The 13114-nt window shown below is 46.2% G+C and carries 3 protein-coding genes; all 3 read left to right on the forward strand.

Annotated features, from left to right (window positions below):
• The first annotated feature begins 233 nt into the window (after positions 1–233).
• The 3 genes from HUW51_RS05080 (at position 234) to HUW51_RS05090 (ending at position 13089) form a co-directional block, all read left to right on the forward strand.
• Positions 234–3398: a T9SS type A sorting domain-containing protein gene (locus tag HUW51_RS05080; RefSeq protein WP_185272913.1), complete on the forward strand. Its 3165-nt coding sequence runs from the start codon at positions 234–236 to the stop codon at positions 3396–3398.
• A gap of 213 nt (positions 3399–3611) precedes the next feature.
• Positions 3612–8270 (forward strand): T9SS type A sorting domain-containing protein, encoded by a 4659-nt coding sequence (locus HUW51_RS05085; protein WP_185272914.1) that lies wholly within the window; start codon positions 3612–3614, stop codon positions 8268–8270.
• Between the two features lie 280 nt (positions 8271–8550).
• The gene (locus HUW51_RS05090) at positions 8551–13089 is read left to right on the forward strand and encodes a T9SS type A sorting domain-containing protein (RefSeq protein WP_185272915.1); all 4539 of its coding nucleotides are present in this window, start codon (positions 8551–8553) and stop codon (positions 13087–13089) included.
• Positions 13090–13114 lie beyond the last annotated feature (25 nt).

The following is a 13114-nucleotide window of genomic DNA, read 5'->3' on the forward strand; positions in this document are numbered from 1 at the left end:
AAACTTTAACTTAAAATAATAAAAATACCAAAGTTTAGGTATTGCAACTACTGTACATAGCCCCTACCTTTAACGGGTTACATAAATCCGTATAACACTCTTTATTTCCATCTATTTTTATGAAAAAACAATTACCATTTTTTCACTGGCCTTTGATCAGAGAACACTTCTTTAAAATTGGGCTCTCCTTAAGTTTCTTATTTTTTATTTCTTTTTCTTTACCACACTCTTCTTTGGCTCAAAATAAAATCTGGGACAAGACCATTGGGGGTGATGGTTACGAAAGTAAGCCTTCTATTTACCCTACTCCGGATGGTGGCTATATTCTGGGATCTAGCTCTTCTTCCGATAAATCCAAAGATAAAAGCGAAAGCTCGGGCGTGGATGATTTTTGGATAGTTAAATTAAAAAGTGATGGCAGTATTGCCTGGGAAAACACCTTGAATGTACATGATTGGGAGCGATTAGTGAGTGTTTTGCCTACCCCGGATGGAGGCTATATTGCCGGTGGTTATACCGCAGCCCGAGCAAACGGCGATAAAACGGCGCCTAAAAAAGGAAAAAACGACTACTGGATTGTTAAACTAAAAGCCGATGGCACTTTTGCTTGGGACAAATCTTTTGGCGGCCCGGGCAACGATCTGCTCAGAACCATGCAGGTAACTACCGATGGCGGCTATATTCTCGGGGGTTACTCCGACTCTGGTATTTCTAAAGACAAATCCGACCCGCGCAAAGGCAGTTGGATTATAAAGTTAAAAGCCGATGGCGCTAAAGAATGGGATAAAACGCTGGTAGGTGGGGGAGCAACTGCTTTCGGCTTAACTCACGACCAAATTCTACAAACCCAGGATGGCGGCTATCTGCTGGGAACCACATCTAATTACGGCAAAGTAGGCGATAAAACAGGCTCTTCCCGCGGAAGTTCTGACTACTGGATAGTAAAGCTAAACGCCGATGGTACCAAGGCTTGGGATAAAACCTTTGGCGGAACCCAAAGCGACTATCTGGCTACTGTTATTCAAACCCAGGATGGCGGCTATTTTCTGGCGGGCAATTCTAAGTCCGGTATGGGTGCCGATAAATCAGATGCGAGCCGCGACGTTGGCAACGGTTCTGAATTTTTTCGTCCGATTGATTATTGGGTGATTAAGGTCGATGTGCAAGGTAACAAAATATGGGATAAAACCATTGGCGGCGATCTCTACGATGCGGTAAGCTCCGCGCAACAAACTTCGGATGGCGGTTATTTATTGGGAGGGTCTTCTACTTCTACTATCAGTGGCGAGAAAACTCAAAGAAATGAAGGCAGTACCGATTATTGGGTTGTAAAGTTAAAAGTCGACGGCAGCAAAGACTGGGACGAAGTAGTGGGAGGAAATTCAGAGGATAGGTTATGGACCGCATTACAGACCAAAGACCAAAGCTATATTTTAGCGGGAGAATCTTTTTCCGGAATTTCTGCCGATAAAAGTGAAAAGAATTTAGGCTTTTCTGATTTATGGGTAGTAAAACTAGACAACAAAATCACCAATAAAAAAGAGCAAACCATTACATTCAATCAGCTATCAGATAAAGATTTACAATCGCAGAAAATCTTTACGCTGGGCGGTATTAGTACTTCGGGCTTACCGGTGAGCTACCGGGTTCAAGATGGTCCGGCTACCGTGAAAGGCAATCAAGTTACCCTATCGGGTTTAGGCACCGTAACCATTGTGGCAAGCCAGGCTGGTAATAACTCCTACGAAGCGGCCCGCGAAATAAAGCAGACTTTTACGGTAATTAATTCACCGGTGGTTCAGCTATGGAATAAGTTATACGGCGGAGTTGCCACCAAGGAAATCCCTGCAAACGAAGAATGCCCCACTATTTTTGGTAAGTCAGCCATTACCGCTATGATAGCTACTCCCGATGGCGGTTATTTACTGGGTGGCACTTCTGACTCTAAAAAAGGCAATGACAAAAGCCAGGATCATATGGGTACCGCCTCTCCGGAAATTTGCTACGCCGAAGAGCAACCTATTGCGGATTACTGGGTTGTAAAAATTGATACCAACGGTAAAAAACTTTGGGATAAAACCATTGGTACCAATAAACGCGACCAGTTAGTAGCTATGGTACCAACCCAAGATGGCGGCTACCTGTTGGGAGGTAATTCCGGTGATTTTAGTTTTTACGAACCGTACTCGGATTATTATTTGGTAAAAATTGATGCCAACGGTAACATGCTCTGGGATAAAACCATAAGCCTGAGACAAGCAGATTTTATGACTGGCCTGATCGCGACACCCGACGGAGGTTTTTTAATTAGCGATTATGATCAATACAGAAACTATGATTACACGCTTTTAAAAATAGATGCGCAGGGTAAGCAACTCTGGAAGAAAAATTATGACTACACTAGTGGCTGGTATGGCGATAAATTAACTACGCTGGCTACTGCGGATGGCGGTTACTTAGTAGGAGGCACATTTTTTTCAAATGGCGATAACGGGAATGGCCGGGATGCTTACAATTACAAAGTTTCAAAATTAGATGCGACTGGCAAGGAAATCTGGAAAAAGGTTTATGGTGGCAATGGTTTTGATGCTCTTTACTCTTTGTTAGCAACACCTAATGGCGGCTATTTACTGGGGGGCTATTCCGAGTCTGGACTTAGCGGCGATAAAAGCGAAGGTAGCCAAGGAGGATCTGACTATTGGGTAATTCAGGTAGATGCCAATGGCAATAAACAATGGGACACTTCCTTCGGTGGCGATAAAAATGAGTCAGTAACCACTATGGTAAGTACCCCGGATGGAGGATACCTGCTAGGTGGCCAATCCAAATCATTAGCTACTGGCGACAAGAGTGAGGCAATCCAAAGTTATTGGCTGGTAAAAATTGATAGTAAGGGTAAAAAAATCTGGGATAAAACGTTTGGCACCCCTATGCCATATGGCAGATTTCAATCTCTTTTGGTTGACTCACAAGGCAATTATCTCCTGGGTGGCGAATCGGGTTTTTCTATTGCCGGCGACCAAGAACAGGCACCAAAAGGTTTAATCGACTACTGGGTAATTAAGATAAAAGAGAAAAGTCTTTTAAAAAGCACTTCTTCACACTTGCCCTACCTGGTTAAAGAGAATAAACCCAAACTTGCTCCTTTGCTCGCCTACCCCAACCCATTTCAGGACATACTAACCATCCGCTTTACCCTGCCGGAAACCCAAACCGCTACCCTACGGATACTCGATGGCCAAGGCAAAGCAGTAGCTACGTTGTTTCAGCAAGAAGCCCAAGCCCAGCAACTGTATGAGGTAGAGTGGCAAGCCAGTAAGCAAGAAGCCGGTATGTATTTCTTGCAACTGCAAACGCCTACTGGCCAAAGCACACAAAAACTGTTCTTGAGTAAGTAATTTTTAAATTTTTCTGTTTCTACAAAAACCGAAGCCAATCCAAGCATCTTGGGTCGGCTTTCTGGTTTATAGATCATCTGAATATTTAACAATAAAATAGCAGAATATATAGATAAACACCAAAGTTTAGGTATAGCATCCTACCATCAAACCCTTTACCTTTAACTGCTTTTCACTTAAGTGAGGGCCAGCTAAATAAATTATTTTAATGCTATGAAAAAAACATCAACCCATTTACCCTGGCGTTTAGGACTTGTAGTAACCCGGAGCGGAGGCTTACACCTTTGCGCTCTGCTGATAATTCTTTTAAATTTTACGCCATTAGCCCAAGCCCAAAAAATAATCTGGGATAAAACTATTGGCGGATCCGACAACGATATTTTAGCCGTAGTTCAACAAACTGCCGACGGCGGCTACATTCTGGGAGGAACTTCCAATTCAGGTAAGAGCGGCGACAAAACGCAAGACAGCCTGGCTGGATTTTATGGGCGAGATTTCCAAGGTGATTATTGGATTGTTAAACTGAAACCCGATGGCACTAAAGATTGGGATAAAACCTATGGTGGTGGTGGTCAAGATAAGTTAGCTGCGGTTATTCAAACCAGGGACGGCGGCTATATTTTAGCAGGTACCTCTAATTCTTACAAATCCGGCGATAAAAGTCAAGACAATTATAAGTCAGAGTATGGATTCGGCAGTGATTATTGGATCGTGCGGATTAAGGGGGATGGCAGTAAACTCTGGGATAAAACTATCGGGGGTACAGAAGACGAAGAATTAGTATCCATCCAACAAACCCAGGATGGGGGTTTTATTTTGGGGGGCACTTCCTCCTCCGGCATCTCCGGCGATAAAACACAAGCTTCTAAAGGCAATTCGGACTATTGGATTGTAAAACTAAATGCCGATGGTAGTAAAGCCTGGGATAAAACCCTAGGCGGAAAGGATGTTGATTATCTAGGCGCGGTGCAACAAACCAGTGACGGGGGTTATATCCTGGGAGGCTACTCTGAGTCAGGTAAAACCGGCGATAAGTCCGAAGCTCGTCAAGGATATACAGATTATTGGATTATAAAGCTAAATGCCGATGGTAATAAAGTCTGGGATAAAACTTTAGGCGCTAATAAAGATGACCAGTTACATGCGCTGCAGCAAACCAGTGATGGCGGCTACATTGTGGGAGGAAGCACTTACTCCGGTAAAAGCGGGGACAAATCAGAAGTTAGCCGAGGAGGTGAAGATTTCTGGATTATTAAGCTAAGCGTAAATGGCAATAAGGTTTGGGATAAAACTATTGGAGGTAATAATTCAGAAAAGATTAGCTCCGTTCAACAAACCCCGGATGGAGGTTATCTTGTGGGCGGCACTTCTTACTCCGGCAAAGGTGGCGATAAAACTGAAGACCGCCTCGGTTACTGGATAGTTAAGATAGATAATGCCGGTACTAAAACCTGGGACAGGGTTATAAGCAGCCAAGGTGGTGATAATTTGAGTTCTGTAATACTGACGGCGGATGGCAATTACCTGTTAGGCGGCACTTCTTACTCTCGAATTAGTGGCGATAAATCTGAAGACAACCGGGATAAATTATTTTATAACCGGGCCACCAGTGATTTCTGGGTAGTAAAAGTTGATAACCAAATCCGGAAAAATCAGAACTTAATTTTCCCCGAAATACCTACTAAAACCACAACCGATGCCCCTTTTACCCTTTCGGCCAAAACTAGCGCCAACCTACCTGTTACCTTTACAATAATCTCGGGGCCAGCAGTAGTAAAAGGTAATAAGCTCACCCTAACCGGCGCTGGCAATGTCATTATAAAAGCAACGCAGGCAGGTAACGCTACCTACAATCCAGTAGTAACTACACGCACTTTTACGGTGCTACTGGCCAGCCAACAACAGGATTTTACCTACGGCGGCAACCGGGCAGATACCTTAACTACCATGCTGGTAACCCCAGAAGGCGGTTATTTACTGGCCGGCACCTCGGCTTCCGGCATCTCCGGCGATAAAACCCAGGCTTCCCAGGATACCACCGACTTTTGGCTGGTAAAAACCGATGCCACGAGTAAGAAACTCTGGGACAAAAATTTTGGCGGCAACGGAGTAGATAAACCAACGGTTCTGGTAGCTACTCCGGATGGCGGTTATTTACTGGGCGGCAGTTCTACCTCAGGTATTTCCGGCCAAAAGAGTCAGGCTAATAAAGGCAAGTCTGACTACTGGATTATCAAACTCGATGCCCAAGGCGAGAAACAATGGGATAAAACTTACGGCGGCAACGCGCAAGACCAGTTAACGGCTATTTTGATTACTCCAGAGGGTTATCTGCTGGGCGGTACCTCTAATTCGGGTATCTCCGGTGATAAAACCCAAGATAGCATAGGTGAAACAGATTTTTGGGTAATAAAAACTGATCTTCAAGGGAAAGTACTTTGGGATAAAACTTACGGTGGTAATAAAGCCGATGTTCTGGTATCCATGCTGGCTACCCCTAACGGCTACTTACTAGGCGGCACCTCCGCCTCGGGTACTTCCGGCGATAAAAGCCAAATTAACCGGACCTTGGCTGATTACTGGATTATTCTAATAAATAAACAAGGCATAAAGCAATGGGATAAAACCTACGGCGGTTTAGTTGTAGTGGATGATTATGAAGGTTATACTTATTCTAATGTTTCTTCCGAACTGCAGAGTATCGTACCTACTCCCGATGGTGGCTTTTTGTTAGGTGGCAATTCCAATGCGGCAAAAGGTGGCGAGAAAAGCGTAGAAAGACCGCCAATTTACTCCAATTACAGCCGTATTTTAACCCCTGACTTTTGGGTTATAAAAATAGATGCGCAAGGTAAAAAACTATGGGATAAAATCTATGGAGGAGTTATGGGCACACTTGAAGTAGGATTTGATCCCACTTACGACGTCAATATTGGCGTAAGCAGTTTAAGTAAGATTGTACCCTTACCCGAAGGCGGCTATTTACTAGCTGGTACTTCTAACGCCAAGGCCGGGGCAGAAAAAAGTGAATCCTTCCAACGGAATAGCGAAATTATCTACAGCACAACGGAAGTAAACGACTACTGGATTTTAAAAATTGACGAACAAGGCAACACTTTAGGCGATAAAACCATTGGCGGCTATAACAACGATAAACTAACTACCGCTGTACTGGCTCCCAGCGGCGATTATGTACTCGGCGGTACATCTTTCTCGGATATAGGAGCCGACAAAAGCGCCACTAACCAAGGCATAGCCGACTTCTGGCTGGTACAAGTAAAAGATGGCAGCCGCCCGGCGCCTGCAGCCTGGAACCTGCGCTATGGCGGCAACGGCAGGGATCATCTCACTTCTACTATTAAGACCCGAGATGGGGGTTACTTAAGCGCGGGCTACACCAACTCCGGGGTCAGCGGCGACAAAACCCAGAACAGCCAGGGTAAAAACGACTACTGGATTGTCAAATCGGATGCTGCCGGCAACAAACTCTGGGACAAACGCTACGGCGGCTCCGGTGATGATTACCTCAACCGGGTCATCCAAACCCGGGACGGGGGCTACTTACTGGCTGGCTCTTCTGTATCAGGCAAGAGCAGCGACAAAACGGAAGCTAGTAAAGGCAAGCGCGACTACTGGCTGGTGAAAGTAGATGCGCAAGGCACGACAGAATGGGATAAAACCTTGGGCGGCTCAGGGTACGACGAACTTAAGAAAGTAGTCGAGCTCGCTTCGGGCGAGTACGTGCTGGGTGGCTACAGCAACTCCCCCGTGAGTGGGGATAAAACCCAGCCCAACCAAGGCGGAACCGATTACTGGCTGGTAAAACTTGCCCATAACGGTACGAAGCTCTGGGATAAAACTTACGGCGGCACTCAAGACGAAATACTTGGTAGCTTTACGGAAACAACGGATGGCGGCTTTTTACTGGCGGGTAGCTCCTCCTCGGCCATGAGTGGGGATAAAAGCCAGGCTAGTAAAGGAGCCAGTGACTACTGGATCGTGAAAACTGATCCGACCGGCAGCTTAGTCTGGGAGAAAACCTATGGCGGCAGCGGCCAAGATGAAGCGTATTCGGTAGCCACCAGCGGCACGGAGTTCTTTATCGCGGGCACTTCCAGTTCCGGTAAAAGCGGCGACAAAAGCCAGGAAAGTAAAGGCGGTAAAGACTACTGGTTAATCAAACTCGATCAGAAAGGCAATAAACTTTGGGACAGAACTTACGGGGGCGACCAAGACGATGAACTCCGGGCCAGTTCTGCTAGCATAAATGGCGGGCTGGTCTTAGCTGGTTTTTCTTATTCTAATAACAGCGGCAACAAAAGCCAAAATAGCCAGGGCGAGAGTGATTACTGGATCGTGCAAGTAGATGCGGAAGGCAACCCAATACAAGACCAACGTTATGGCGGTAGCGGGAAAGACGAACTCCGGACCGTGACCCATACTCCCGATGGCGGTTTGCTCTTAGCTGGCCGCTCCAACTCCGATGCCAGTGGTGACCGCTCCCAGCCGAGTCAAGGCAGTACCGATTACTGGCTCGTGAAAATAGCCGCACCTGCTTCCAGTATAGTAGCAACCAGAACGGTTAGCTTAACCGAAGAACCCGGCGCGGAACTTACAACAGTAACGGCTTACCCCAACCCCTTCCAGGAAAAAGTAACCGTAAGCTTTACCCTGCCCCAAACCCAAATTGCTACCCTACGGATACTCGATAGCCAAGGCAAAGCAGTAGCTACGTTGTTTCAGCAAGAAGCCCAAGCCCAGCAGCCGTATGAAGTAGAATGGCAAGCCAGTAAGCAAGAAGCTGGTATGTATTTCTTGCAGCTGCAAACGCCTACTGACCAAAGCACGCGCAAACTACTCTTGAGTAAGTAAATTTTTTAAATTTTTCTGTTTCCCTGAAAGCCGATCCAAGATATATGGATCGGCTTCGGTTTTTTATAATTTAAGCAGAATTACAGCAAGTTAATTCAAGAATAATTTAAAAATTTATTAACATTATACCAAAGTTTAGGTATTGTATAAAGATAACTAATGCTGTACTTTTAAGAGATTAAATAGCATCCTTAATAGGCATCAACCAAGCCTCTTATTAATGCTTAGTAATACATCTTACATAAAACCTTTACCTTACTCTATTCTACTAATTATTCGCATGAAAAAACTTTTTACCCAACTTTCTTGGCGCCATAAGGTGCGCCAGAAAAATATCAGGTGGTATTGTTCCAGTGCTATCCTTTTTGTTTGTTTTAGTTTCTCCAACTTAGCTAGCGCCCAAACTAAAATCTGGGATAAAACTTACGGCGGCTCTGATCAAGATCTACTTCGCTCTGCCCAGCAAACCCAGGATGGGGGCTATATTTTAGGAGGAAACTCGAACTCCGAAGCGGGTGGTGACAAAACCGAAGGCAGAAAAGGCCGTTACGATGTGGCAAATTATTGGATCGTAAAACTAAAAGCCGATGGCACCAAAGAATGGGATAAAACCATTGGTGGTCAGGATCGGGATGGTTTATCCCAAGTACAACAGACTACGGATGGTGGTTATATTTTAGGTGGTTCATCGCAATCGCGCAAGAGTGCCGATAAGTCTGAGGGTAACAAAGGACCTCTTTATACCACTGATTACTGGGTTGTAAAACTAGATAAAAATGGGAAGAAAATATGGGATAAAACCATTGGCGGTAATCAAGGAGATGGACTAACGTCTCTGCAACAAACTACGGATGGCGGCTATATTGTGGGTGGTTATTCTAGCTCCCCGGTATCTGGCAACAAAACCTCGGCCAGTAAAGGCGCCGCCGATTACTGGCTTGTAAAATTAAAAGCCGATGGCACCAAAGAATGGGATAAATCATTTGGTGGTAATGCCGACGATCTATTATATGCGGTGCAACAAACTCCAGATGGCGGTTATCTTTTAGGAGGTAATTCTATTTCCGGATTAAGCGGTGATAAAACCACAGCGGCTTCGGGAGGCTGGCTTGTGAAGGTAAATGCCAATGGGACCAAAGAATGGGATAAAACTATAACCAATTTTTCCATTTCTTCTCTTCTTTTAACCACCGATAACAACTATTTACTGGGGGGCACTTCTATTTCGAAAGCTACCTACAGCGATTACCGGGTAATTAAGTTAAAACCCAATGGCAGCACCATCTGGGGAAAAACCATATCTGGTAATAACCAGGATCATTTAGCTTCGGTGCAACCAACCCAGGATGGCGGTTATTTATTAGGGGGATCTTCTAACTCCGACGCGGGCTTCGATAAAAGAGAAAAACTTTTGAGTAGTTCTATCTACCCCGATGATTCTCCGGTTAGCGATTACTGGATTGTAAAACTAAAAGCTGATGGCACCAAAGAATGGGATAAAACTATTGGCGGGAAGTATGAGGAGCAGTTAGCTACCGCTTTTCAATCCCGCGAGGGCCAGTACATATTAGCTGGCTATTCTGAATCTGAACGGAACGGTGATAAATCGGAGTTTTCCCGTGGTATAGGAGATTACTGGGTGGTAAAACTGGATAACAACAACAAGGTTGGTAAAGAGCAATTTATTACCTTCAAAACCATCCCCAACCAAGATCTAGTTAACTCCCCTATTACCCTGCAAGCTACTGCTACTTCCGGCTTACCGGTTAGCTACAGGGTGGTGTCCGGCCCGGCTACGGTAAAAAACAAGCAGCTTACTTTAACAGGCACAGGTAATGTTACGATAAAAGCGCAACAAACTGGTAACGCTACTTACGATGTTGCTCGGGAAGTTTTTCAAAGTTTTGAAATAATTGATTCACCGGTAAAGCAAGTCTGGAATAAAACCTACGGTGGTGTTGTCACCATTACGCCTCAAATGCCCGATTCAGAGTGTAATGATTTTGGCACTTCCAACTTTTCTACCATGGTAGCTACACCGGACGGCGGTTATCTGCTGGGCGGCAGCTCCGATTCTAAAAAAGGAGGCGACAAAAGCGAAGACCTAAAAGGTCCAAACAGAGGCTGTGCCTATCCTTTTTCTAACGGGGGAACTCTGGACTATTGGCTCGTAAAAGTGGATGCAAATGGCCGACGGTTATGGGATAAAACTTACGGGGGCGATGGCTGGGAGGAGCTGGCCAGCATAGTAGCTACTCCGGATGGGGGTTATTTATTAGGTGGCGTATCGGAATCTGGCATAAGCGGTGATAAAAGCGAAGCCTGCAAGAGTCCAAATAATTGTTTCGATTTCTGGTTGATTAAAATAGATGCCAACGGCAACAAATTGTGGGACAAGAGTATACCGCGCTTAGGACGACTGCGGCTGGCCGACCTAATTACTACACTTGATGGAGGATATTTAATGAGTACTTCTGAATACTCCGTTTTAAAATTAGATGGTAAAGGCAATACTGTTTGGGAAAAAACCTTGCCTGGTGGCTGGTTTGGTGGATTTAAAACTCTGCTCGCCACTCCGGATGGCGGTTATTTACTGGGCGGGGATCTCAATTCTACGGATCCGGATATCACCAACTCGGGTGAAGGTCTTGATTATTGGCTCGTTAAGCTGGATAGCAAGGGCAACAAGCTGTGGGATAAAACCTACGGCGGCAATGCCGCTGACGGAATCTATGATATAGTTGCTACTCCAGATGGAGGTTATTTACTCGGAGGCACTTCTAGTTCTTCCATTAGCGGCAATAAAAGTTCCGTTAGCAAAGGTGGCAATGATTATTGGATAGTTAAAATTGATGCTTCCGGTAAAAAGCTCTGGGATAAATCATTGGGGGGTAGTTCGGGTGAAAGATTAGTAGATATGGCGGTTACTCCAGATGGTGGTTATTTATTGGGGGGTGATTCCCAATCCGATATATCTGGTGATAAAAGTGAAACAAGGCGAGGTAAAACCTATGAAAACGATTACTGGATAGTAAAACTGGATGGCACAGGTCAGAAACTTTGGGATAAAACTTTTGGTGGGAATGGCACCCAAGAACAATTTAAAGCATTAATCGCAAATCCGGATGGCAGCTATTTGCTGGGCGGCACCACAGATTCCCCCGAGGGCGGCGATCGGCAAGAACCTCTGAAAGGATTAGTAGATTACTGGGTAATCAAGATAAAAGATAAAGAACCACCGGTTACCACCACCTGGAACCTGCGCTACGGCGGCACGGGCACCGATAACCTTACCGCCCTCATTGCTACCCAGGATGGCGGTTACCTCTCGGCTGGTTACACCAACTCCGGCGCAAACGGCGACAAATCCCAACCTAGCCAAGGTAAAAACGACTACTGGATCGTAAAAAGCGATGCTGCCGGTAAAAAACAATGGGATAAAAGCTACGGTGGCTCCGGTGATGATTACCTCAACCAGGTGATCCAGACTATGGATGGTGGCTACTTACTGGCCGGTTCTTCCCTCTCGGGTAAGTCGGGGGATAAAAGCCAGGCTAGTCGCGGCGGCCGCGATTACTGGATCGTAAAAGTAGATAAACAAGGCAACAAAGAGTGGGACAAACGCTATGGTGGCACCGGTAATGAGGAGCTCAAGAAAGTTATCCAACTAGCTTCGGGCCGCTACCTCTTAGTGGGTAACAGCAACTCCCCCGTAAGCGGCGACAAAAGCAAAGCCAGCCAAGGGGATCAGGATTACTGGATTGTAAAAATTAACTCCGATGGCCAGAAAGCCTGGGACCGCTGCTACGGCGGCAACGGCGAAGACTTAGCCGAAGACGCAGCGCTCCTACCGAACGGTGACTTGCTGGTGGGGGGCAGCTCTACTTCGGGCTCCGGAGGAGACCACACCCAAGGCAACCGCGGTGCCAGTGATTACTGGGCCTTGCGTTTAGATGGCAACGGCATTAAAGTCTGGGACCGGACCTTTGGCGGCGCCCGGGAAGACAAGTTAATGGCAGTGGGTACTACAACTACCGGCAACCTGTATTTGGCGGGTACGAGTACTTCAAAAAACAGCGGCGATAAAAGCCAGACCAGTGCGGGGGGCAGCGATTACTGGTTCCTGGAACTAAACAACGCGGGGAGCAAACTGTGGGATAAAACCTACGGTGGCTCCAAAGACGAAGAACTCCGTGCCGTACAGGTAACCAGTGATGGCGGCTACTTGCTGGCGGGTTCTTCTACTTCCGGAGTAAGTGGCGATAAGACCCAAGCCAGTCAGGGGGGCAAGGATTACTGGGTCGTCAAAATTGATCCAGCGGGGAAAGTACTGTGGGACCAAAGACAAGGAGGCAGCGACACGGAAGAACTGCGCGCCGCGCTACTGACCAGCGATAACGGGTATTTGCTGGCGGGCCGCTCCAACTCCGGGGTAAGTGGTGACCGCTCGCAGCCTAGCCAAGGATTAACTGATTACTGGCTCGTGAAAATAGCCGCACCTGCTTCCAGTATAGTAGCAACCAGAACAGTTAGCTTCACCGGAGAACCCGGCGCGGAACTTACAACAGTAACGGCTTACCCGAACCCCTTCCAGCAACAGGTAACCATCCGCTTTACTTTACCCGAAACCCAAATTGCTACCCTATGCATACTCGATGGCCAAGGCAAAGTAGTAGCTACGCTATTCCAAGCAGAAGCTCAAGCCAACCAACCTTACCAGCTAGAATGGCAAGCGGATAAACAAGAAGCGGGTATGTATTTCTTGCACCTGCAAACCCCAACCGGGCAAAGCACCCACAAACTACTCTTGAGTAAGTAATTTTTTTAAATTTTTCTGTTTCTAC

It is taken from the genome of Adhaeribacter swui, assembly GCF_014217805.1.
GTDB lineage: Bacteria > Bacteroidota > Bacteroidia > Cytophagales > Hymenobacteraceae > Adhaeribacter > Adhaeribacter swui.